Annotated in this window: 23 protein-coding genes and 3 pseudogenes; 24 read left to right on the top strand and 2 right to left on the bottom strand. The window is 45.0% G+C overall.

Annotated features, from left to right (window positions below; translation table 11 throughout):
* Positions 1 to 42 precede the first annotated feature (42 nt).
* From ftsY to FU659_RS22645, 16 genes and pseudogenes are all read left to right on the top strand, one after another.
* Positions 43 to 1038, top strand: coding sequence for a signal recognition particle-docking protein FtsY (gene ftsY / locus FU659_RS22720; protein WP_147949639.1), 996 nt, complete (start codon positions 43 to 45; stop codon positions 1036 to 1038).
* 168 nt (positions 1039 to 1206) lie between these two features.
* Positions 1207 to 1557: a putative DNA-binding protein gene (locus FU659_RS22715; RefSeq protein ID WP_147949669.1), complete on the top strand. Its 351-nt coding sequence runs from the start codon at positions 1207 to 1209 to the stop codon at positions 1555 to 1557.
* A gap of 23 nt (positions 1558 to 1580) precedes the next feature.
* A pseudogene (gene ffh / locus FU659_RS22710) lies at positions 1581 to 2938 on the top strand (signal recognition particle protein).
* Positions 2939 to 2974: 36 nt separating this feature from the next.
* Entirely contained in the window at positions 2975 to 3247 is a 273-nt protein-coding gene (gene rpsP, locus FU659_RS22705; protein ID WP_029195333.1) for a 30S ribosomal protein S16, read from the top strand.
* 25 nt (positions 3248 to 3272) lie between these two features.
* Positions 3273 to 3503, top strand: a complete 231-nt coding sequence (locus FU659_RS22700) for a KH domain-containing protein (protein WP_047672782.1) — start codon at positions 3273 to 3275, stop codon at positions 3501 to 3503.
* Between the two features lie 85 nt (positions 3504 to 3588).
* The gene (rimM, locus tag FU659_RS22695; protein WP_147949668.1) at positions 3589 to 4104 is read left to right on the top strand and encodes a ribosome maturation factor RimM; all 516 of its coding nucleotides are present in this window, start codon (positions 3589 to 3591) and stop codon (positions 4102 to 4104) included.
* Complete coding sequence (gene trmD, locus FU659_RS22690; RefSeq protein WP_147949638.1) at positions 4101 to 4877, top strand: tRNA (guanosine(37)-N1)-methyltransferase TrmD; 777 nt, start codon at positions 4101 to 4103, stop codon at positions 4875 to 4877. Before rimM ends, trmD begins: the two co-directional genes overlap by 4 nt.
* Positions 4878 to 5047: 170 nt before the next feature.
* Positions 5048 to 5389 (top strand): 50S ribosomal protein L19, encoded by a 342-nt coding sequence (gene rplS / locus FU659_RS22685; protein WP_127458434.1) that lies wholly within the window; start codon positions 5048 to 5050, stop codon positions 5387 to 5389.
* A gap of 92 nt (positions 5390 to 5481) precedes the next feature.
* Entirely contained in the window at positions 5482 to 6099 is a 618-nt protein-coding gene (gene lepB / locus FU659_RS22680; RefSeq protein WP_147949637.1) for a signal peptidase I, read from the top strand.
* An 11-nt stretch (positions 6100 to 6110) separates the two neighbouring features.
* A pseudogene (ylqF, locus tag FU659_RS22675) lies at positions 6111 to 6972 on the top strand (ribosome biogenesis GTPase YlqF).
* A gap of 177 nt (positions 6973 to 7149) precedes the next feature.
* Complete coding sequence (locus tag FU659_RS22670) at positions 7150 to 7791, top strand: ribonuclease HII (protein WP_147949636.1); 642 nt, start codon at positions 7150 to 7152, stop codon at positions 7789 to 7791.
* 76 nt (positions 7792 to 7867) lie between these two features.
* Positions 7868 to 8107, top strand: coding sequence for a hypothetical protein (locus FU659_RS22665; RefSeq protein ID WP_147949635.1), 240 nt, complete (start codon positions 7868 to 7870; stop codon positions 8105 to 8107).
* Positions 8104 to 9720 carry a hypothetical protein gene (locus FU659_RS22660; RefSeq protein WP_147949634.1) on the top strand — a complete coding sequence of 539 codons (1617 nt, stop codon included), beginning with the start codon at positions 8104 to 8106 and terminating at the stop codon, positions 9718 to 9720. The genes FU659_RS22665 and FU659_RS22660 overlap by 4 nt, the downstream gene beginning before the upstream one ends.
* A complete protein-coding gene (locus tag FU659_RS22655) occupies positions 9717 to 10010 on the top strand; it encodes an EscU/YscU/HrcU family type III secretion system export apparatus switch protein (RefSeq protein WP_147949633.1) in 294 nt (97 codons plus the stop codon). Before FU659_RS22660 ends, FU659_RS22655 begins: the two co-directional genes overlap by 4 nt.
* Before the next feature lie 19 nt (positions 10011 to 10029).
* On the top strand, positions 10030 to 10407 hold the full coding sequence (locus FU659_RS22650; protein WP_147949632.1) for a YraN family protein: 378 nt from the start codon (positions 10030 to 10032) through the stop codon (positions 10405 to 10407).
* 195 nt (positions 10408 to 10602) lie between these two features.
* Positions 10603 to 11529 carry a S66 peptidase family protein gene (locus FU659_RS22645; RefSeq protein WP_147949667.1) on the top strand — a complete coding sequence of 309 codons (927 nt, stop codon included), beginning with the start codon at positions 10603 to 10605 and terminating at the stop codon, positions 11527 to 11529.
* A 5-nt stretch (positions 11530 to 11534) separates the two neighbouring features.
* On the opposite strand, the gene FU659_RS22640 is transcribed toward FU659_RS22645, so the two are convergent.
* Positions 11535 to 12161 carry a C40 family peptidase gene (locus FU659_RS22640; RefSeq protein WP_187274320.1) on the bottom strand — a complete coding sequence of 209 codons (627 nt, stop codon included), beginning with the start codon at positions 12159 to 12161 and terminating at the stop codon, positions 11535 to 11537.
* A gap of 648 nt (positions 12162 to 12809) precedes the next feature.
* Positions 12810 to 14378 carry a YifB family Mg chelatase-like AAA ATPase gene (locus tag FU659_RS22635; protein WP_147949630.1) on the bottom strand — a complete coding sequence of 523 codons (1569 nt, stop codon included), beginning with the start codon at positions 14376 to 14378 and terminating at the stop codon, positions 12810 to 12812.
* Between the two features lie 199 nt (positions 14379 to 14577).
* Here FU659_RS22635 and FU659_RS22630 point away from each other — a divergent pair, with 199 nt between their 5' ends.
* The 8 genes and pseudogenes from FU659_RS22630 to hslU all read left to right on the top strand — a co-directional run bounded on the left by FU659_RS22630 (position 14578) and on the right by hslU (position 24115).
* Positions 14578 to 14835, top strand: coding sequence for a hypothetical protein (locus tag FU659_RS22630; protein ID WP_147949629.1), 258 nt, complete (start codon positions 14578 to 14580; stop codon positions 14833 to 14835).
* Positions 14836 to 15059: 224 nt separating this feature from the next.
* On the top strand, positions 15060 to 16220 hold the full coding sequence (gene sucC, locus FU659_RS22625; RefSeq protein WP_147949628.1) for an ADP-forming succinate--CoA ligase subunit beta: 1161 nt from the start codon (positions 15060 to 15062) through the stop codon (positions 16218 to 16220).
* 49 nt (positions 16221 to 16269) lie between these two features.
* Positions 16270 to 17202 (top strand): succinate--CoA ligase subunit alpha, encoded by a 933-nt coding sequence (gene sucD / locus FU659_RS22620; protein ID WP_147949627.1) that lies wholly within the window; start codon positions 16270 to 16272, stop codon positions 17200 to 17202.
* Between the two features lie 115 nt (positions 17203 to 17317).
* Positions 17318 to 18409, top strand: coding sequence for a DNA-processing protein DprA (gene dprA, locus FU659_RS22615; RefSeq protein WP_147949626.1), 1092 nt, complete (start codon positions 17318 to 17320; stop codon positions 18407 to 18409).
* 71 nt (positions 18410 to 18480) lie between these two features.
* On the top strand, positions 18481 to 20583 hold the full coding sequence (gene topA / locus FU659_RS22610; protein WP_147949625.1) for a type I DNA topoisomerase: 2103 nt from the start codon (positions 18481 to 18483) through the stop codon (positions 20581 to 20583).
* 13 nt (positions 20584 to 20596) lie between these two features.
* Positions 20597 to 21913, top strand: a complete 1317-nt coding sequence (gene trmFO, locus FU659_RS22605) for an FADH(2)-oxidizing methylenetetrahydrofolate--tRNA-(uracil(54)-C(5))-methyltransferase TrmFO (protein WP_147949624.1) — start codon at positions 20597 to 20599, stop codon at positions 21911 to 21913.
* A 192-nt stretch (positions 21914 to 22105) separates the two neighbouring features.
* A pseudogene (hslV, locus tag FU659_RS22600) lies at positions 22106 to 22659 on the top strand (ATP-dependent protease subunit HslV).
* Between the two features lie 58 nt (positions 22660 to 22717).
* Positions 22718 to 24115: an ATP-dependent protease ATPase subunit HslU gene (hslU, locus tag FU659_RS22595; RefSeq protein ID WP_147949623.1), complete on the top strand. Its 1398-nt coding sequence runs from the start codon at positions 22718 to 22720 to the stop codon at positions 24113 to 24115.
* The last annotated feature ends 139 nt before the right edge of the window (positions 24116 to 24254 follow it).

Below are 24254 nucleotides of genomic sequence, written 5' to 3'. Positions count from 1 at the left end.
TTACGATGACAGATTTGCCAAGGCAATCCTTTAGGAGGAACTATGAGTTTTTTTAAACGATTGAAAGATAGTATTTCTAGTAAGGCAGAGGCGGTTACGAATAAGTTTAAAGAAGGACTTTCCAAAACGAGAGACGCTTTCGTAGATCGCGTTGACGATTTATTCAGCCGGCGCAAGAAAATTGATGAGGATTTCTATGAAGAGTTAGAGGAAATTCTTATCGGTGCCGATGTTGGTGTGAATACGGTATTGAAGCTGATTGACGAGCTGCGTGCAGAGGTAAAGAAGCGCAAAATAGAAAATCCGGGTGAACTCCAGCCAATTCTTTCGGAGAAATTGATTGAGCTTCTGAAAGGCGATGCGGACGCAGGATTGAAGCTGAACCCGAATGGTCTGTCCGTCATTTTATTTGTAGGGGTCAATGGTGTAGGGAAAACGACAACGATTGGCAAAATGGCTCATATGTTCAAATCTCAAGGCAAAAAGGTATTAATGGCTGCCGGCGACACGTTTCGTGCCGGTGCTATTGAGCAGTTGGAAACTTGGGGGGAACGTGTCGGTGTTGATGTGATCAAGCAGCAATCGGGTGCTGATCCTGCCGCAGTCATGTTCGATGCCGTCCAGGCTGCGAAAACTCGTGGTGTCGATATCTTGCTGTGCGATACGGCAGGGCGTTTGCAAAACAAAGTCAATTTAATGGAAGAGCTGAACAAGATTTATCGCGTTATCCAACGCGAAGTGCCGGATGCTCCTCATGAAGTTATTCTTGTCTTAGATGCGACGACAGGCCAAAATGCCTTGAGTCAAGCCAAGCTTTTCGGTGACAAAACCGGATTGACGGGTCTGGTGTTGTCCAAACTGGATGGCACAGCCAAGGGTGGTATCGTCGTAGCTATACGGCAAGAGCTTTCTTTGCCGGTGAAGTTTGTAGGGCTTGGCGAGAAGATGGACGATTTGCAGCCGTTTGATTCCGAACAGTTCGTGCATGCGCTCTTTGGCAAATGGATGAATGAGCAAAAAGAAGAGATAGGCAACTAATTGCTATGCTTTTTGTATGAAAAAATCTTGTCAACCTATAGACGGTGGGCAGGATTTTTTTTCATTCCATACTGACAAGGTTAAATGCTTGACATTACTCTTGGAATTCAGTATGATAGGTTCTGTTGTGCTGCTGTCAAGCGTTCAACCTTTACGGAGGTGGCAATGATGTCTGTTGATCAAATGCTGGAAAAGACGAATCGGATTAACCTGCTATTTGATTTCTATGAACCTATGCTGACAGAGAAGCAACAAACATTTCTTCGATTGTATTTTCATGATGATTATTCATTGGGAGAAATTGCTGAGAACTTCGAAATTAGCCGCCAAGCGGTTTATGAGCATATTAAACGGGCTGAACAAATGCTTGAGGATTATGAAAGCAAGCTGCATCTTTTACATAAACATGAACAACGGTTGAAGCTTCGTGTCGAATTGATTCAGGCATTGGATCATTGCGAACCAGAGCTAAAGAGGAAAACGACAGAACTTTTTGATACAATAGTAGGGATCGATTGAAACAGACGTAGGAGGTGAAGCGCATGGCATTTGAAGGATTGGCAAACCGATTGCAGAACGTTTTGGCAAGCTGAGAAGCAAAGGTAAGCTGACGGAAGAGGATGTAGGCGAAGCGCTTCGCGAAGTTCGATTGGCGCTGCTCGAAGCGGACGTTAACTTTAAAGTTGTCAAGGATTTCATTGCCAAAGTGAAAGAACAAGCCATCGGTCAAGATGTGCTGAAGTCCTTTACGCCAGGCATGGTTGTTATTGATATTGTAAACAAAGAGCTAACAGCATTGATGGGTGGGACACAAAGCAAGCTTGCACGTTCTAATCGTCCTCCGACAGTCATTATGATGGCTGGTTTACAAGGGGCGGGTAAGACAACGACCTCAGGTAAGTTGGCGAAAATGCTGCAAAAGCAAAATCACCGTCCGCTTCTCGTTGCCTGTGACATTTATCGTCCGGCTGCGATTAAGCAGCTGCAGGTGCTGGGTGAGCAATTGAACGTTCCTGTATTCGCCATGGGGGATCAAGTCAACCCTGTTGAGATCGCCAAAGCGGGACTTCAACATGCCAAAGATAATGGCAATGATTATGTCATTATCGATACTGCAGGACGTTTGCACATCGATGAAAACCTTATGGACGAGCTAAAAAATGTCCGTTCTGTCGTAGAACCTGATGAAATTTTGCTCGTTGTTGATGCCATGACAGGGCAAGATGCTGTGAATGTAGCTGAAAGCTTTCATCAGCAGCTTGAACTTACCGGCGTTGTGCTCACCAAGCTGGATGGGGATACCCGCGGCGGTGCCGCGTTATCCGTGAAAGCAGTGACAGGCTGTCCGATTAAGTTCGTGGCAAGCGGCGAAAAGATGGATGCGCTGGAAGCATTCTTCCCAGACCGTATGGCTTCAAGAATTTTGGGCATGGGTGACATGCTTACGCTGATTGAGAAGGCGCAAGCCGGGATCGACATGGACAAGGCGAAAGAGATGGAGCGCAAAATGCGCAACGCCGAATTCACCTTTGAAGATTTCCTCGATCAAATGGAGCAAGTGAAGAAAATGGGTCCACTGGATCAAATTCTAGACATGCTGCCAGGTGCAAACAAGATTAAAGGCATGAAGGATATGAAGGTCGACGATAAACAGATGGCGCGCGTTGAGGCCATTGTGAAGTCAATGACCACCGAAGAGAAGCGTAAACCAGAACTTCTCAATGCAAACCGCCGCAAACGGATTGCGTTAGGCAGCGGCAACTCAGTGCAAGAAGTCAACCGCTTCATTAAGCAGTTTGATGATATGCGCAAGATGATGAAACAGTTCTCCGGCATGATGGGACCTAAAGGTGCCAAAGGCATGAAGAAGTTAGGCAAGGGATTTAAATTCCCCTTTTAAATACGTGTTTTTATTCTAAGTAGGAGGTGATTTTTCATGGCAGTACGTATTCGTCTTAAACGTGTAGGCGCTCATAAAGCTCCTTTCTACCGTGTGGTGGTTTCGGATTCCCGTTCCCCGCGTGACGGTCGTTTTATCGAAGAAATCGGTACTTATAACCCGATTGCAGAACCAGCAGCTGTAACTCTTGATGAGGAGAAAGCGCTGAAATGGCTTCAAACTGGGGCACAACCGTCCGATACAGTTCGCAGTCTGTTCAGTAAAGCAGGTCTTATGACTAAGTTTCACGAGCTGAAATTACAGAAGTAATCTGTTATCTTCGGAGGGTGGGTTCATGAAGGATCTTATCACCGTAATTGCTAAGGCTCTTGTTGATCATCCGGAAGAAGTGCGTGTTGCTGTTGTGGAGAAAGATGACAAGATTGAGTACAGGCTTTCTGTTCATCCCGATGATGTCGGTAAAGTGATTGGAAAGCAGGGCAAGATTGCGAAGTCGCTCCGCACGGTTGTCACGTCAGCAGCAGTGAAAGAAACGAAGCGAGTAGCAGTTGAAATCGTTTCATAAGAAAATGGGTTAGGAATTAGTTCCTAGCCTTTTTCTTGTATATGTTTATGAAGGCATTCAAATGTGGAGGTTGGACAAAGCGAGTATGAGCGAAAAACTGGTTACCGTAGGCAAAATTGTGAATACGCACGGCATTCGTGGCGAGTTGAAAATTATTCCGGAAACGGATTTTCCCGAACGCTTCGATATAGGGAACACATTGATCATCGTAGATTCTCAAAATAAGCAAACGCCGGTGACCGTGCAAACGTCCCGCTTACATAAAAATATGTTCGTCATTCAATTTAAGCAGTTCAATCATATTAATGAGGTTGAGAAATTCAAAGGCTCACTTGTTAAAATCGAGTCGAACGCTCAGCAGCCGCTTGAAGAAGGAGAATATTACTACCACGAAATTATTGGCTGCAAGGTTGTTACAGAGGAAGACCAAGAGCTTGGACTTGTTTCTGAGGTTCTGACGCCAGGAGCTAATGATGTGTGGGTTGTTTCTTTGCCGAAAGGAAAGCAATTGCTCTTGCCTGTCATCGATGATGTCATTTTGAATGTGGATATAGCCAGCAAAACGATCCGTATTCATCTCATGGAAGGGTTAATGGAATGAGAATTGATGTACTAACCCTGTTTCCGGAAATGTTCGATGGGGTGTTCTCTTCCAGCATTTTAGGTAAAGCTCGCGATAAGGGGATTGTTTCCCTCCATACGGTTAATTTTCGCGATTATTCGAATAATAAGCATAATACGGTGGACGATTATCCGTACGGCGGTGGTGGTGGGATGGTTCTCAAGCCTGAACCGATTTTCGCTGCCGTTGAAGACTTGCCTGTTCATCAAAATGCGGAGCAAGAGCCTGTTAAGCCAAGAGTGATTCTGATGTGTCCGCAAGGAGCACCTTTCACGCAGAAAAAAGCAGAGGAATTGTCCTCAGAGCAGCATCTTGTGTTTATTTGCGGTCATTATGAAGGGTATGATGAGCGGATCAGACAGTTTCTCGTGACAGATGAGCTTTCCATCGGAGATTACGTATTAACAGGCGGGGAATTGCCTGCAATGGTCGTGATCGACAGTGTGGTGCGTCTGTTGCCTGGTGTGTTGGGTAATGAAATGTCGGCAGTGACGGATTCTTTCTCTACAGGTCTGCTTGAATACCCGCATTACACGAGACCGGCTAAGTTTAGGGATTGGGAAGTACCGGAGACCTTGCTGTCTGGGCATCATGAAAATGTAAAACGCTGGCGCCGCAAGGAGTCCCTGTTTCGAACACTGGATCGCCGACCGGATTTGCTTAAGGAAAGAGAGCTTTCCAAAGAGGAAAAGGCTTGGGTAGTCGAATGGAATCAATTGAAAAAACAGCGAAATCAAAGTGAAAATAAATAACTGGGCCAAGACGGATATATTTTCTTGCCAAACCATATCAATATATGATAGTATATATTCTGTTGTGAATTTTTAAAATTGTTTGAGTCTGGTGGTCCTCTACGCATAACAACTTAGACATACTCGTAGATAGGCGGAATGAACACCTGTGTGGAAGGAGGGAGTCAACTATGAATCTTATTCAAGAGATTACGAAAGAGCAACTCCGTACGGATATTCCTAATTTCCGTCCAGGAGACACACTTAAAGTACACGTAAAAGTTATCGAGGGTACACGTGAGCGTATTCAGCTGTTCGAAGGTGTTGTTATTAAACGCCACGGCGGTGGAATCAGCGAAACGTTTACAGTTCGTAAAATTTCTTACGGTGTGGGTGTGGAAAGAACTTTCCCATTCCATTCTCCGAAAATTGAGAAGATCGAAGTGGCTCGCCGTGGTAAAGTTCGTCGTGCGAAACTTTATTATCTGCGTGGTCTTCGTGGTAAAGCAGCAAGAATTAAAGAAATTCGATAAGAAAAACGGGGGGCTTGTTCAGGCAAGTCTCCTTTTCGTTTTCATGGTACATAATAGACATATAACCAAAACTGGAAAAGAGGCAATCAGTGATGGAACACAAAGATCAAGAACAGCCTTATTTAGAACCGGTAGCTACAGCCGGAGATGTACCTGCTAAAGAAAAGAAAAGTGAAACGTGGGAATGGATTAAAGCCTTAGTTATCGCAGGTATCCTTGTGATTGTTATTCGCTGGTTTTTATTTTCACCGTTTATTGTTGACGGGGATTCCATGCGTCCTAACTTTTCAACGGGTGAACGTCTTATCGTGAACAAAATTCTTTACGATATCCGCTCGCCGAAACGCGGCGAAGTTATCGTATTCCACGCCCCGGAAGGGAAAGATTACATCAAGCGTGTGATTGGTTTGCCAGGCGAGACTGTGAAAGTAACAGGAGATAAAGTGTTCATCAATGGTCAAGAAATTGATCAGTCTTTTATTCAAGCGGCGATTGAGCAAGCTAACAAAGAAGGACATGCTTATAACACGTTGTCCGATTTCCCTGAAACGAAGATTCCTGACGGTGAAGTTTTTGCGATGGGCGACAACCGTCCAAACTCCAAAGATAGCCGTTCCAAAAGTGTCGGGTTCGTTCCCTTCAACAAAATCGTTGGTCGCGCAGAAGTGATCTTCTGGCCAGTGAGTAAAATTAGTTTCATACATGTTTGAGGTGAAGAAGAATGACCATTCAATGGTTTCCCGGTCACATGACCAAGGCACGAAGACAAATCGAGGAAAAGCTTAAGCTGATTGATGTTGTCATTGAGCTCTTGGATGCCCGCATACCACTCTCCAGCCGGAACCCGATGGTAGATGAAATTTTAAAAGACAAGCCGCGCTTGGTGCTGCTGAATAAGAATGATTTGGCCGATCCGCAGGTCACAGCGGAATGGGTTCGATATTTTGCCGAGCAAGGTCTTCCGGCTTTGCCGATTGATGCTTTCACGGGGACTCATGTGAAAGAAATTTGCCGAGAGTAAAGCAATTATGGGCCCATAAATTGAGAGTCAACTGCGTAAAGGGATCAATCCCCGCGCAGTTAGAGCGCTTATTGTAGGCATTCCAAACGTCGGTAAATCGACGTTGATTAATCAGTTGGCCGGCAAGAAAATTGCTGCAACGGGGGATAAACCAGGTGTAACCAAGGGTCAGCAATGGATTAAGGTAGGTACAGAGATGGATCTGCTCGATACTCCCGGAATTTTGTGGCCGAAATTCGAAGATCAGGATGTTGGTATGCGATTGGCAGCAACAGGAGCGATTAAAGAAGAGCTTTTACATTTGGATGAAATCGCTTTGTATGTCATTAAGTACATGGTTCAGCATTATGGAACTGGGTTGCAGGAGCGCTTTGCTATCACTGAGCTTCCTGAAGATTTAGATAATGTGAATGAAGTTGTCAAAGTGATGGAAGCCATCGGACGCAAGCGTGGAGCGATCGTTAGTGGAGGCAAAGTAGACTTGGACAAAGCTTCTTTGATCATACTTCGTGAGCTTAGGGCTGGCAAGATGGGGCGCATTTCTTTGGAAAAGCCGATTTAAATTCATTTTTGAGATGTTGTATAGGCACTTGCTAAAAGAAAAGGTCACTTCTGGAATTCAGCGGATAAGCTGTTTCCGAAGTGACCTTTCTTTTTTATAGCCATGTGTAAAAAAATGGGTATGGCTTGACCTAGCGCCTATCCTTTATAATGATGGGATGGAAAGGGGCGAAAGCCATTGCTGCAAGTTGAAAAGCAGATCTGGGAGCAAGGTTTTACACGTATTGCAGGTATTGATGAGGTGGGAAGAGGCTGCTTGTTTGGCGATGTTGTGGCAGCAGCAGTCATTATGCCCATGGGGTATGTGCTTGATGGTGTAGACGATTCCAAGAAACTATCTGAAAAGAAGCGCGACCTCTTATACGACCAAATTATGAGTGAGGCGATTGCTGTAGGTGTTGGTATCGTAGATGTTGAAACCATTGAAGCGATTAATATCAAACAGGCAGCTAGGCTGGCCATGAAAAAGGCTGTTGAGGGACTCCCTGTTGTGCCTGATTTTTTACTGGTTGATGCGGAATCCGTTCATATAGATATTGAGCAAGAAGCCATTATTCATGGAGATGCACTTAGTCAATCGATTGCAGCGGCATCCATTATTGCTAAGGTGACGAGAGACCGCATGTGTCTGGAGTGGGATCATTTATTTCCAGAGTACGGTCTTGCCATACATAAGGGGTATGCGACGAAGCATCACAGAGAGATGCTTATGCGCTGGGGGCCTACGCCTCTACATCGTAAATTGTTTATTCGTAAAGTGATGGCGCAGGTTGAAGCTGCCGAGCAGCAGTCCGAACAGCTGGAGTTAGACTTGATTTGAATTTATCCATGTAAAGAAAAAGCATGGTAAAACCGATAATATACATAACGGGTTATGAAGGTTAGAGGTGATTGGGATGAATATTAGCGGGTTGATTCGTAATTTAGTTGGTGATTTGACCGCATCAGATAGTAAGGTATTGGAATTAAAAGTAGGACAAATCGTTAAAGGTGTTGTGCTTCAACTTCTCAGTGATCAAGAAGCGCTATTAAATATTGGCGGCGTACAAGTACGAGCTAAATTGGAGACCCCGCTCAAACAAGGTGATGTGACGATGCTGCAAGTGCAGCTGAATCGAGCGGTGGTCAAATTATGATGAAACCGCTGACGGCTTCTGATATCCAAATCTCGAATGATTCACTCGGCGAATTGCTGGATGCATTCAAGGTGAAGGATACGGCGGCTAACCGTCAAATGGTTCAACAGATGCAGCAGGAAGGCGTTCCTGTATCCAAGGAGAACGTGAAGGCCTTTGATCAATTGATGCGTTCTGTGCCTGAGGGCGTGAATAAGGAAGAATGGACACAGGCGGCAGTTCTTGCTTTTAAGAAGGGGTTGCCACTGACGCTAGAGACAGTAGCGGCTCTTAGGCAGGTTACTACGGGGCAGGCAGTAGGACAGGTGTTGGAGCAGCTTGAACAGCAGGTGTCAACGCTGTTAGAGCAGCAGCCGGGGCACCCTGCCACAGACACGGTGAAGCAGGTAATGGCGCTGCTGAAGGATCTGCGTGCTTCCGCTGCAGCTACGTGGCCCACGCCGCCGCCGGAGGAGCCGGCGGCTAAGATTGCTGCGCCTGCTGCTTCGCAGTCAGGCGCTATGAAGCCCGCGGCGGCGTCCACAGGGTCGCCGCCTGTTACGACCGGCAGCGCGCCTGCGCCTGCTGCCGCTGCGCCTCCAGCAGCACAAGCTCCGCTTGCTGCTGGAGCAAGCCTTCCCTCCGCGGCGCTGAGCGCGGAGGAAGCCCCCGCCGCCCCGGCACAGCCGGCGGCGATTCCAACTGCCCGCCCAGAAGGCGCGGGCGGCATGCCACAGGCTCAGGCGCGCAGCGCTGAGCCTGCAAGCAAAGGCGAACCGCCAGTGGCGGGTTCGCCAGCTCCTGTACAGCCGCCTGCGGAGCAGAAGGCGGCGGGTGTGGCTTTGACGCAGCCGCGAAGCGCTGCGCCTAGCGAGCCCGCAGCTGCTCCAGATCCAAACTGGATCAGCAAGATGCTCAAAGCGGTGGGCGTCGAGCATGAGGCTCATCTGGCGAAGCTGGATGAACGCACGGAGGCGCTGCTCCGCCCGCAGAGAAATATCGGCGATCAGCTGCCTAACCTGCTCGGGACAACTGCCCAACAGGACGATTCCGTCAAGCCTGTTGCGGACACATTGAAGAGTCTGCTGCTGCAGCTTACAGCCTCAGATGACACACCAGCGCCGCTCAAAGAGGCAGCGCAGCAAGCCATCGGGCAAATTACGGGTCAACAGCTTATGTTGACCGGTGACAAAAGCTCCATGTTTGCTCATATGACTTTATTTGTCCCTTTTTTGGATGGAACAGGTCAACAATCTGCCGCTATTCATATCCAATCGCAGAAAGGCAGGCGCGGGGAAGTAGATGCAAGCAACTGCCGCTTGTTGTTTGACTTGCAAATGAAAGTGATGGGCAATACATTAGTGGATGTACATGTCGTGAACAAGATCGTTTCATTAAATATACATAATGATCATCCTGCGTTAGCCCCTTTAATGGAAGAGTCAAAGGACGAAATCACGGCGGCTATGAACAAAGCAGGTTACCAATTCATATCCTTAAAATGTTCACCTTATCCGGAATTGCCTGTTGGTAAGCCGAGTGAAGCTGGCAAACAAGGGCAGTCTGAGGGTAGAGCGGACCTGAGATCCTTATATCAGCCCAAACCCTATAAAGGGGTGGATTTCCGAGCATGACGAATTCCAAAAATCTACACAGGGAGCCCAATCCTACCCCCATTAAAAAAGCAGTGGCTCTTCGATATTCACCCGGAACGCAAAAAGCCCCGACCCTTATTGCCAAAGGTAAAGGGCATATGGCAGAGACCATTTTGCAGAAAGCAAAGGAAAATGGGATTCCGATTCAGGAGGACTCTTCCTTGGTTGAGGTATTGTCCAAGCTTGAACTGGATCAGGAAATTCCGCCGGAGCTGTATCAGTTAGTGGCCGAGGTGCTTAGTTTCATCTATCGATCAGATAACAAATGAGGTCTTCAAGGAATGACTCATGACTGGAACCCGCAAAGATGATCGCAAACAAATAGGTACCTATGGTGAAGAGCTGGCAGAGGCTATGCTTCGTCAACTTGACTATCTCATCCTGTGTCGCAACTGGCGTTGTCGTACAGGGGAAATCGATATTATTGCTGAGATCGAAGGCATCTTGGTTTTTGTGGAGGTTCGGACGAGGAGACCGACAGGCCATTTTGGGCTGGCCAAAGAATCCATAGACTACCGAAAACAAACAAAAGTCAGAGAAACAGCCCAGTTTTATTTGCATCGTTATAAAAAGTATGAGCAGTCTATCCGATTCGACGTTATTACCGTAGAGCTGCTAGAGGAAGGGACGCCTCCTCACATTGAACACCTGCAAGGAGCTTTCTAAGGGTTATTGGTCATGAAGATGACAATATACCTTTGAAGGCTTTTATTTTTGGCTAAAAAAGAGCATCCGATTAGGGAATATGTACATTTACTTGACGAGCGGGGGAGGGTTGTTCCATTTTATATCAAACATGATTCACACTTACCGAACATAAATATGACATACGAACCTTATAGGAGAGTGGAGTGTGGAGTCATGCCTATTTATCCACCTATATTGAAACGCGGAGACACAATTGGGATTGTAACATTGGGAAGTCCGCTTAGTTATGTCACCATAAATAATGGCATTTCTGTCTTGCGAAGTATGGGGTTTCATGTTGTTTTAGGCAACTATGTCTATGCGGTGGATGGTTATCTGGCTGGAACGGATGAACAAAGAGCCACCGATTTAATGAATATGTTTATGGATCATAAAGTTAATATGATTCTTCCCACCAGAGGAGGCGTCGGGGTAGCGGGAATTCTCCCTTATTTGGATTATGATATTATTGCTGCCAATCCCAAAATACTTTCTGGCTACAGTGACGTTTCCGTATTAATGAATACCTTATATCAGTTTTCTGATTTAGTTACATTTTCCAGCTTGCTTCTCTTTGATTTTAGAAATTCAACTCCGACCTATAGCTTCAACCAATTTTTTGAGGCAGTTTCTACATTAAGCGCTCCACGGATTATTCGGAACCCTCCCAATATGCCACTAATAAGTAAAGTTCTTGGCAGTGTGACGGGGCCTATTGTTGGAGGTAACCTTTCTTCAATCATAGATACACTTGGCACTTCATACGAGATTGATACGGCAGGGAAAATATTGTTACTTGAAGAAACTCATGAACCTATAAACAAAGTTTACAGAATGATCAATCATTTAAAGCTGGCGGGGAAATTCAATGATTGCATTGGAATTGTGATGGGAGAGTGCACAGATTGCCAAGTGGTTTATGGCAAATCTTACAATGATTTAATCGACGAAGCCATAGTTCCAATAGGCAAGCCGCTTATGACAAATATAGCATCTGCACATGGAAAATATAAGGCTGCTATACCTATTGGAGCTATGGTTCATCTCAATACATATAATCATACATTGACTGTTCTTGAGCCGACAGTTAGTTCATCTTAAAAACATTAATTGTTTATGATACGTTTAGCACCCCAATAATGGGCTTCATAGTACGGAACTCCAAATAAATCGCTTATTTTAACTTCACGAGTACCCATTGTTCCAGCTTGCAGTATCTTGTTGTTTCCAAGATAAAGAGCAACATGCGATACCCCTGCTTGATAAGTGCCACTTAGGAATATCAAATCCCCTTTGCGTAGTTGATTGGCTGGCACAAAAGTTCCTAAATCACTTTGCATGGAAGAAGAGTGGGGCAAATTGAACCCATTTTGATTAAATATATATTGAATAAATCCTGAACAGTCAAATGCTTTATAAGGTTGATCGCCTCCAAATACATAGGGAACTCCAAGTTGCGTTATTCCTTTGGCAATAATGGCATCAGCTTTTATTTCCCAATTTTGCTTGTGTTCATTAGGAAGGTTTAAGGTTAAACCTTTGTAAACATTATTTGGATCAATTTTTGGATTTACAGCCATTAAGTTGGATAAACTTACGCCATACTTTGTGGAAATTGTCCATAACGTATCGCTATCACTAGCGGTATACTGATCATATGTAGCTGCTGATGCTACGCTTGAAAATATCATACTCATAGCTAACGCGGAACTTAATATGATTGCTTTTTTCAATGTAACCTCCATGTTGTATGCGTTTTTATGAAATGCTCCCATTTAACTTAACATCATTATGAAAGGGTGGAAACATTCAAAATATGGTAATTTAATGGGAGTGCGAAGACAAATTGATGTCATTCACCTGGATTATTTTTGCCGCATGAGCACTTAAGGTCTCTTATTTTCGTTTTTTATGCTGATATTATAAAGCAATCTTTATATTTAATTCGACAAAATTCTACAAAAAAATTATGAAAAACCGAGTATAGTAGGTATTGAAAACTATTAATACTAGGAGAATACTACTATGCCAATGTATTATTTTAGAGAAATATGGACACCCCTTAAATTGATTGGTATTCGTTTCTATCGTGATGATGACAACGATCTATGGATCAAATTTTGGAAAAGAAAAAAACAGCTACTAAAAATAAAATAAGACACTTTGATTTGCATGATGGAAGAAATTGTGGAAAATAATAGCAACAAAGATATAGAGGTAAGCGCGATCCAATTCCCCTCAAATTGAACACCTGCAAGGAGCCTTTTAAAGATCGTTTGTCGCGAAGCTGACAACGACTTGTAAGGCTCTAATTTTTTGAAGAAGACTTCCAAATTGTCATTAAGAACAAGTGGGAATTTCTTACTGCCTGTTGTTCCGCATTAATTCATCCCTTCAATTGGCTGTTTCTTGTCCAAATTCCGATACTGAATAGCTTCAGCGAGATGCTGGGGAAGAATGCAATCACATTCCTCAATGTCCGCAATTGTTAGCGCTAACCGCAGAATTCGGTCATGCGCCCTGGCACTAAGTCCTAAAACTTCGAAGGAAGCACGTAACAACTGATCCCCGGCAGGGGTCAGTTCACACGTTTGACGCAACCGTTTCCCGCTTAATTCGTTGTTATGCTCGATACCCGTGCCCCTATAGCGGCGTATTTGTCTCTGATGAGCCCGCATGACATGTTCGGCCATTTCAATAGACGATAAGTTGCGTGTTTGTTCTTTCAATTGTGCGTAACTAGGCTTAGGCACTTCAACATGAAGATCAATACGATCCAACAATGGGCCTGAGATTTTAGAACGATAATGGACAATTTTTGCAGGGCTGCAGGTGCATGTGTTAGTTTCCGTCTCGGCACCGTAGAAACCACAAGGACAAGGGTTCATGGCTGCGGCGAGAATAAAATGGGAGGGGAATGTGTACACGGCCCGCGCCCTTGCAATCGTTACCTGGCGATCCTCTAACGGTTGTCTTAGAACCTCCAGGGCACTTCTAGAGAATTCGGGAAGCTCGTCAAGAAAGAGAATTCCACGATGAGATAGGCTAACTTCTCCTGGCTTGGGAATCGTTCCGCCTCCGACGAGACCAGCAGCTGAAATCGTGTGATGGGGAGCACGAAAGGAGCGTGTGCGCATAAGGGATGATCGATCAAGCAGCTTGCCAGAGGCACTATAAATTTTAGTTACTTCAAGTGCTTCTCTGTCTGACATAGGGGGCAGGATCGAGGGCATCCGCTTGACGAGCATGGTTTTTCCTGTTCCCGGAGGACCGATCAAAATGATATTATGCATGCCCGCAGCTGCAATCATCATAGCTCTCTTTACTTGATGGTGACCGCTGACATCGGCATAATCGTCGGAGTAAGGTAGGTAACTAGTGGGATTCATCGATAATTTATTCTGTTTATTATTAATGTCATTAAATATAAATTCGACGACTGAACGTTCATTCCAGCGCTTAAAATCAGAGAGATTGGAGATTGCGCAAACCTCCATGCCCTCGATAAGGGCTGCTTCCGGAGCGTTCGCAAGAGGCAAACATACGCGCTTCATGCCTATTCGTTTGGCTTCATGCACCATCGACAGCACGCCTGGGATAGGTCTTAATGATCCATCTAAAGCTAATTCTCCGAGCAGCAGGGTTTGAAGGAATTGGTCCTGAGGGACTTGACCGGTTGTCAGAAGGATGCCAAGGGCAATGGCAAGATCGAAGGACGAGCCTTCTTTGCGCAAATCCGCTGGAGCGAGATTGACGGTAATACGATCCATTGGAAACGTATAGCCGCTATTTTTGATGGACGAGCGGACTCGCTCGACCGATTCTCTGACTGCCGAATCAGGCAAACCGACTAGATTAATCTGGGGCAAGCCGCTTGATATATCGACTTCTACTTCAATCGTCTGACCTTCTATCCCTTGTAAACAGGCACTCATGACTTTGCCATACATAACAAAAACACCTTCTTTTCTATCAAAATACAGCAGCTAATCAGAGCTGTTGCTTTGTTAGGATAAAAGGTGCTTCCTTATTGATCCGTTCTTATGTATGTATTGTATATGAAAATGGATAAATTACGCAATTCGCAAATGAGATTAGAGCGTTTTAAATGAAGGGAATATGCACATACTGGAGCTAGAGGTGATAATTATGCAGGAAAAGCCGTATTTTTGCCCCAATTGTCGTTCCAATCGGATTAAGTTCAGCGTCATTACAAGTTATACCCAACCGTTTATCAAAGATGCCGTTTCCGGCAGTATAAAGGAATTCAAAGACCCTGATGCTATTGCGGAGGCAGAGCCTACAATTCAGTGTTTGGTTTGCAGTTTTATGGGCAATGAGCTGCGTTTTATCAAGCAAGCAGAACGTGAGCCGCGGATGGAAACGCCAACTACAAACTTTTACTAAATGCGTTCTTGGAGCAAGCCGTATTTTTCAGAGATTGAAAAATACGGCTTTTTCATGCGTAAAGTGATAGCTAAAGTTTTTCAGTGTGAAAGGAAACTTCGAACGACTTCACGAAAAAAATAAGGAAACTGTCGAAAATAAGTGATACAATGGTTAGGGCTTGTAAAGAAGTGTGATACTAATTCAAGTGTATAGAAAGTCCATACTGATAGGAGGATTTAGGAATGAATATCCATGAGTACCAAGGCAAAGAAGTCCTGAGACAGTACGGAGTCAACGTTCCTAAAGGCAAAGTAGCTTTTACCGTTGATGAAGCCGTTGAAGCTGCAAAAGAACTCGGAACATCCGTTGTCGTTGTTAAGGCACAAATTCATGCCGGAGGTCGCGGTAAAGCAGGCGGCGTTAAGGTAGCCAAAAACCTCGATGAAGTTCGTACATATGCTAGCGAAATTCTTGGAAAAGTTCTTGTCACTCACCAAACTGGTCCAGAAGGCAAAGAAGTTAAACGCCTTTTGATCGAAGAAGGCTGTGACATTAAAAAAGAATATTATGTTGGTGTTGTTGTTGACCGTGCTACAGGCAGTGTCGTGTTAATGGCATCTGAAGAGGGCGGTACGGAGATTGAAGAGGTTGCTGAACATTCTCCTGAGAAGATTTTCAAAGAAGTGGTAGACCCAGCAATTGGTCTTCAAGCTTTCCAAGCTCGCAGACTAGCTTATTCCATTAACATCCCTAATGAACTTGTTAATAAAGCGGTTAAGTTTATGCTCGCTCTTTATAAAGCATTCGTAGAGAAAGACGCTTCCATTGCCGAAATCAACCCATTGGTTGTTACGGGTTCTGGAGATGTTATGGCTCTTGATGCCAAATTAAACTTCGATTCTAACGCTTTGTTCCGTCACAAAGACATTGTAGAGCTTCGTGACCTTGAAGAAGAAGATGCGAAGGAAATTCAAGCTTCCAAATATGACCTGAGCTACATCGCTCTTGATGGCAACATCGGTTGTATGGTTAACGGCGCGGGACTTGCTATGGCCACTATGGACATTATCAAGCACTACGGCGGAGACCCGGCTAACTTCCTAGACGTAGGGGGCGGCGCTACGAAAGAGAAAGTAACCGAAGCTTTCAAAATCATCCTCTCCGACGAGCAAGTAAAAGGGATTTTTGTTAACATTTTCGGTGGTATCATGCGTTGTGACGTTATCGCTGACGGCGTTGTAGCTGCGGCAAGAGAACTTGGACTTTCCCGTCCGCTTGTTGTTCGTCTTGAAGGTACTAACGTTGAGCTGGGCAAAAAGATTCTTAACGAATCCGGCCTAAACATTGTTGCTGCAGATTCCATGGCGGATGGCGCGCAAAAAATCGTTGCACTTGTGAAATAATGAAACCGACAGGTTTTTTAACTAATATAGGGGATGTGAACAAAAGATCATGAGTATTTTGGTCAATAAACATACAAAAGTCATTACTCAAGGGATTACCGGCGCTACGGGTTTGTTTCATACCAAAGGCGGTCTTGAATACGGTACACAAATGGTTGGTGGTGTAACCCCAGGTAAAGGCGGAACAAAGGTAGACATCACACTGGAAAACGGTGAGCTTGTTCAACTTCCGGTTTTTAACACGGTTATCGAAGCTAAAAACGCAACTGGTGCTACGGCATCCGTTATCTATGTACCACCAGCATTTGCTGCAGAGTCCATCATTGAAGCTATCGAAGCTGATCTTGATTTGGTTATCTGTATCACAGAAGGTATTCCTGTTCTTGACATGGTTAACGTTAAACGTTACCTGGAAGGCAAAAGAACTGTTCTGATCGGACCTAACTGTCCGGGCGTTATTACACCAGGTGAATGTAAAATCGGTATTATGCCGGGCTACATCCATACACCAGGCCACGTAGGTGTGGTTTCCCGTTCCGGGACACTGACTTACGAAGCTGTTCACCAATTGACAACTCGCGGTATCGGACAATCCTCCGCAGTTGGTATCGGCGGCGACCCTGTCAAAGGTTCCGAGTTCATTGATATTCTCAAACGTTTCAATGAAGATCCAGATACCTACGCGGTCATCATGATTGGTGAAATCGGTGGTACGGCTGAGGAAGAAGCAGCGGAGTGGGTTGCTGCCAATATGACCAAACCGGTTGTAGGCTTCATCGGCGGTAAAACAGCTCCTCCAGGAAAACGTATGGGCCATGCCGGTGCCATCATTTCCGGTGGTAAAGGAACAGCTGCTGAGAAAGTGGCAACGATGGAAAGATGCGGTATTCGCGTAGCAGCAACTCCTTCTGAAATGGGCTCTACACTTGTAAGCGTCCTTGAAGAAAAAGGACTGCTTGATTCCGTAATCACAAAAAAATAGTTCTCTTCTAACGAAGGTAAGCAACCTTCCAACTCCCTGAAAACGGGATTTGGGAGGTTTTTTGTTTTTCACTAGAGCAACATATTTGTCATTAACGTGAGGAGTGTATATACTTATGGAAAATCGTTTGATTATTTTTGGGCTTCATGAGCTTGAAGGCGTCGGTTGGAAAACGATGCTTCAACTTCTTAACCGCTTCCCAGAACCTCATATGTTGTTTGAACTATCAGCCGCTGAAATTGCCTCTAAAGGAATCAAAGCTTCTATTGCTGAACAAATTTCCAAAAGGTTCACACCCGATTTCATTGAGCAAAAGCTGCAGCTTTATATGAAGCAATCCGTTCAAATTCTTACGCTATTGGATGATGATTATCCTATTATTCTGAAAGAAATCGCTCAACCTCCATGGGTGTTGTATGTCAAAGGTAAAATCGCTTGTTTGAATCAACGATTGCTCGGAATCGTTGGCACGCGAACACCGACGCTTTACGGTAAAAAAATTGCTGAGGATTGGGCAGCAGCCCTCTCGCGGGCGGGATTTGGTATTGTAAGCGGATTAGCAAGAGGAATCGATAGCAGGGCTCACATTGGTGCTTTACAAGGCAGCTCCAAGACCGTTGCTGTTCTGGGATGCGCGATTAATCAGATCTATCCTAGGGAAAATGCACAATTATATCAAATGATTGAACAAGAAGGCGCAATTATTTCAGAATACCCTGTAGGTACAGGGATGCGTTCGGGGATGTTTCCACAAAGGAATCGAATTATTGCCGGATTATCACTCGGTGTTATGGTTGTTGAAGCAGCAGAGGATAGCGGATCATTAATTACTGTTGACTTTGCTTTAGATGAATCTCGCGATGTATTCGCTGTTCCGGGCCCCATCCATTCTCGTCAGAGCAGCGGTGTTCACAAGCTTCTAAAAGATGGAGCGAAATTAGTTACTCAGGTCGAGGAGATTGTGGATGATTATAAATATTTAATAAGTATGGAAGATCGCAGTGCTTTGAAGAAGCCTTTAAGTGTCTATTCACTGAGTGATGACGAGCATGAAATTGTCCAATTGTTGTCGAATGAACCCATCAGTTTTGATGCGCTATTGGATGGGAGGCAATTTACGTTTGGACATTTGCATGCAGTTCTGTTATCTTTGGTATTGAAAAAGGCGATTAAACAGCTTCCAGGATCAACATACATATTAGCATAGGCATTTTCATGCAGCTTTGCTTCTCGCCAATAAACTTTACCTTGAAACCAAGAGGGGAGGAAGGACGATCCATGGCGGATTCTTTAGTCATTGTTGAGTCACCAGCAAAAGCCAAAACGATTGGCAAATATCTAGGCAGTAAATACATCGTAAAAGCCTCGATGGGTCATATTCGCGACCTCCCGAAAAGCCAAATTGGCGTAGAAGTGGATCGTAACTTTGAGCCTAAATACATAACTATACGTGGTAAGGGTTCCATTCTCAAGGAACTGAAGGATGCCAGCAAAAAAGTAAAGAAAATATATCTGGCAGCGGATCCGGATCGTGAAGGGGAAGCTATTGCTTGGCATTTGGCTCACTATTTGGATGTGGGGGCTGATGAAGCCTGCCGCGTTGTATTTAACGAGATTACGAAAGATGCGGTCAAGGATGCTTTCAAGACGCCAAGAAAAATTAATCAGGATCTGGTGAATGCGCAGCAAGCGAGACGGATTTTGGATCGCTTAGTCGGTTATAAAATCAGTCCTTTGCTATGGAAAAAAGTTAAGAAAGGGCTTTCCGCGGGGCGTGTGCAATCGGTCGCAGTAAAGCTCATCCAGGATCGTGAAAATGAGATTAAAGCTTTTGAACCCGAAGAATACTGGTCTATTACGGTCCTATTAGATGCCGGTAAAACGACATTTGAAGCCAAGTATCACAGTATTCAAGGTGAGAAAAGAGAGCTGCATTCCCAAGAAGATGTGGATCTGATCCTGGCAGCAATGGGGAATGGTGCATTTGCCGTCAAAGAAGTGAAGGAGAAAGAGCGTCTGCGGAATCCTTCTCCTCCATTTATTACAAGCTCTTTGCAGCAAGAAGCAGCCAGGAAATTGAATTTCCGCGCATCCAAGACGATGTCAGTCGCCCAACAGTTATATGAAGGGATAGACTTGGGTAAAGAAGGTACGGTAGGTTTAATTACTTATATGCGTACCGATTCAACTCGGATATCACCTGTTGCGCAGGAAGAAGCAAAAGACTTTATTATGAACAAATATGGCGCAGCGTTCTATCCGGAATCGCCGCGTATGTACACGAAAAAAAATGCGAATGCACAAGATGCGCATGAAGGGATCAGGCCTACCTCTGTTCTAAGAGAGCCTGATCAGATGAAAGAGTTTCTGAGCAAGGATCAGTTACGTCTGTACAAGCTGGTTTGGGAGCGCTTTGTAGCCAGTCAAATGTCATCAGCCATTTTGGATACGATGACAATTGATCTCACGGCTGGAGAGACGATTTTCCGTGCCAATGGTTCCAAGATGAAGTTTGCCGGTTTCATGAAAGTGTATGTCGAAAGCAACGACGACGGGACAACGGAAGAAGATAAATTGCTTCCTCCTCTGAAGCAAGGCGATTCCTTGCAGAAGCAAGCCGTCGATCCGAAACAGCACTTCACGCAACCGCCTCCACGATATACAGAAGCTCGTTTAGTGCGTGCTTTAGAGGAAATGGGCATTGGTCGCCCAAGTACTTATGCACCGACGCTGGAGACGATCCAGAAACGTGGCTATGTAGCGATTGAAGAGAAAAAATTCATTCCTACTGAGCTTGGTGAGCTTGTTATTCAACTGATGGAAGAATTTTTCCCGGAAATTCTCGATGTTGAGTTTACGGCACATATGGAAGAAGAGTTGGACTTTGTTGAAGAGGGCAAAGAAGACTGGGTAAAGGTGCTTGAATCTTTCTATACATCCTTCGAAAAGCGCCTAGAATTTGCTGAAGAGGAAATGAAAGAAATTGAGATTCAAGATGAAGTATCCGATGAAATTTGTGAAAAATGCGGAAAGCATCTTGTGTACAAAATGGGTCGCTTCGGTAAGTTTCTCGCTTGCTCCGGATTCCCGGATTGCCGGAATACGAAACCGATTATTAAAGATATTGGCGTGACCTGCCCGACTTGTCATACAGGTAAGATTGTGGAACGCAGAAGCAAAAAAGGCCGCGTGTTCTACGGCTGTGATCAATATCCGACATGTGACTTCGTTTCTTGGGATAAGCCGGTCAATAAGCCTTGCCCTGTGTGCAGCTCCATGATGATTGAAAAACGAAGTAAAAACGGTGTAACCATTCAGTGTACGCAGTGCGATCACAAAGAAGAAGCCGCCGACGATAGTCCAGATGATATGAAAGATTAGAGGTGTCCTAATTTTGCCAGAATATCCAAGAGTAACAGTCATCGGAGCAGGATTGGCTGGTAGTGAAGCTGCTTGGCAAATTGCCCGTCAAGGCGTACCTGTTACCTTATATGAAATGCGTAATGTTCGCAAAACACCCGCGCATATAACTGATCAATTTGCTGAGCTTGTATGCAGCAACTCCCTTCGTTCCAATGGGCTTACCAATGCGGTAGGCGTGCTAAAGGAAGAGATGAGAAGGATGGACTCGCTGATTCTCGCTTGCGCAGATGAGCATGCTGTGCCCGCAGGTGGCGCACTTGCCGTTGACCGTGATGGGTTCTCACAAAGTGTGACATCAACGCTGCGTAATCACCCGTTGATTGAAGTCATCAATGATGAGGTTCAAACTTTGCCAGAAGGCATTACCGTTGTAGCTTCGGGACCCCTAACATCCCCGGCGCTATCGGCTGACCTGAAGACATTAATGGGTGAGGAGTATCTGTATTTCTACGATGCGGCCGCACCGATTATTGATAAAGATTCAATCGATATGAATAAGGTCTATCTAGCATCCCGCTATGACAAAGGTGAGGCTGCTTATCTCAACTGTCCGATGACTGAAGAAGAATTTGATGTATTCTATGAAGCCTTGATTACAGCTGAAGTAGCGGAGCTGAAAGAATTCGAAAAAGAAATTTATTTCGAAGGTTGTATGCCGCTGGAAGTAATGGCTAAACGCGGTAAACAAACTGTATTGTTCGGACCAATGAAACCGGTTGGTTTAATTAATCCGCATACAGGGAAAATGCCGCATGCCGTTGTTCAGCTTCGGCAAGACAATGCTGCTGGAACGTTGTACAATTTGGTGGGCTTCCAAACCCATTTAAAATGGGGCGAACAGAAGCGTGTGTTATCGTTGATTCCTGGGCTGGAGCAAGCGGAGTTCGTTCGTTACGGTGTCATGCATCGCAACACGTTTATCAATTCTCCGAAGCTTCTTGAACCAACCTACCAATTCAAACGCCGCGAGAATTTATTTTTCGCCGGTCAGATGACAGGTGTAGAAGGTTACGTTGAATCAGCTGCCTCAGGTTTGATTGCCGGAATCAATGCAGGACGGTTAGCGAAGGGTGAGCCTTGTGTGGTTCTGCCTGAAGAAACGACGTTGGGAAGTATGGCTCATTATATTACAACGGCTGACTTTAAACATTTTCAGCCCATGAATGCGAATTTCGGTTTGCTTCCTGCATTACCAGAGCGTATTCGCAATAAAAAGGAAAAATATGAGAAGCTGGCTAACCGCGCTTTGGACAGTATTCAGAATTTTTCGAAAACAATCGCTGATTAACTTGAAACCATGCTAGTCCTTATGTTACTATATTTATGTTTTGTTGCATTTTCATTTGCTCCCCCATACATGCACCTCTAGATGCGGTCCTTTTTTCAAAAGACCTCGCTAGGGGTTTATCTCATTTATGAGACTGAACCAGGGTATAACAGTCCCTACAGGGCCTATGATCCCATTCGAGAGGTGAAAGAGATGGATTCAAAGCAAGCTGAGTTTCATGCAACGACGATTTTTGCTATACGCCATCAAGGCAAGGGAGCTATCGCTGGAGATGGGCAAGTCACTTTCGGAAACAGTATGATTATGAAAAGCACAGCCAAGAAGTAAGGCGTTTACATAGAGGCAAGGTCATTGCTGGCTTTGCAGGCTCTGTCGCCGATGCGATCACACTTTTCGAAAAATTTGAAGGTAAATTAGAGGAACATCATGGCAACCTCCAGCGTGCCGCGGTAGAGCTGACGAAGGATTGGCGGCAGGACCGTGTGCTGCGAAGACTTGAAGCCATGATGATCGTCATGGATGCTACAGGATTGTTACTGCTCTCAGGCAATGGTGAGATTATAGAGCCGGATGACGGTATTCTAGCTATCGGTTCTGGGGGCAGCTTCGCTTTAGCAGCAGGTAGGGCGCTGCATCGTCACGCTTCCACGCTTAGCGCCAAGGAAATCGCTCATGCCGCTTTAACCACGGCAGCTGAAATATGTGTATTCACTAACCATAATATCATTGTGGAAGAAATCGAATAGTTCATTACGCTTACGATGCAAGTTTTGCTTTTGCAAAACTCTGAGGAGGGTACCTTAAGTGAAAAACAGCTCCCTGACACCTAAACAAATAGTTCAGGAATTGGATCGATACATTGTAGGTCAGAAAAAAGCGAAGAAATCAGTTGCCATTGCTTTACGTAATCGGTATCGTAGGAATCTCGTGGACGAATCAATGCGCGATGAGATCGTGCCCAAAAATATTCTGATGATCGGGCCTACAGGTGTTGGTAAAACGGAAATTGCACGTAGGTTAGCCAAGTTGGTAGGCGCACCTTTCATTAAGGTTGAGGCAACCAAATTTACTGAGGTTGGTTACGTTGGACGCGATGTCGAATCGATGGTTCGAGATTTAATTGAAACGTCTATTCGCATGGTCAAAGCAGAGCGCATGGAAAATGTGAAGGATCAGGCGGAGAAACAAGCAAATGAACGATTGGTATCCTTGCTTGCGCCTAGCCCGACACGCGCTAAAACACAGCGTAACCCGTTGGAAATGCTATTCGGAGGTCAGAATACCTCCGAGCAAGAAGAGAGCGCTCCTGACGCTCCTCTATCCGCCAAAAGGGCGCAAATCGCCGAACAATTGGCCGATGGTAAACTGGAGAATGAAGCCGTGGAAGTGGAAGTGGAAGATTCTTCTCCTTCAATGATGGATATGTTTGCTGGTCAAGGCAACGAACAAGCAGGCATGAACATGCAGGAGATGCTCGGCAGTCTTTTACCCAAAAAGACGAAAAAACGCAAGCTACCTGTTAAAGAGGCGCGTAAAGTATTGACGCAGGAAGAAGCACAGAAGCTGATTGATATGGATGAAGTGATTCAGGAGTCCATCCAACGTGCGGAGCAATCAGGTATCATATTTATCGACGAGATCGACAAGATCGCGAGCAACAGCCGCGGTGGAAGTGGTCCTGACATATCTCGTGAAGGCGTTCAAAGAGATATTCTACCTATTGTTGAGGGTTCTACGGTGGTCACGAAATATGGGCCTGTAAAGACCGATTATGTGCTTTTCATAGGTGCTGGCGCTTTTCACATTGCGAAGCCATCCGACTTGATACCGGAGCTCCAAGGGCGCTTTCCGATTCGCGTTGAATTGAGTGATCTGACATTGGAGGATTTCGTTTCTATTTTAAAAGAACCCAAAAACGCCTTAACCAAGCAATACACGGCATTGCTGCAAACAGAGGGCATAACCGTGGAATTCTCCGACGCAGCTATCCATGAGTTGGCGAAAATTGCGGTGGAAGTGAATCAAAATACGGAGAACATCGGCGCGCGGCGATTGCACACTATTTTGGAAAAATTACTAGAGGATCTTTCGTTTGAGGCGCCTGAAATAACGCTTGAGCACTTCTTGATCAACCCTGAATATGTACGTGAAAAGTTAACGGATATTGTACAAAATCGAGATTTAAGTCAATATATTTTATAATGAATGAATGATTGATTGATGGTCATGTAAGTGGGAGGCAGTTAAATGAGTTTACTGAATAAAACAAGAAGGCTAAATCGCTTGCTGCAAAAAGAAGCTGGCAATGCGGTTAGCTTTATGGATATGGCTGAAGTGCTGC

Source organism: Paenibacillus sp. N3.4 (genome assembly GCF_008017805.1).
Classification (GTDB): Bacteria; Bacillota; Bacilli; order Paenibacillales; family NBRC-103111; genus Paenibacillus_E.
The sequence above is the reverse complement of the archived record's forward strand: the minus strand, read 5'-3'. Positions and strand labels throughout refer to the sequence as shown.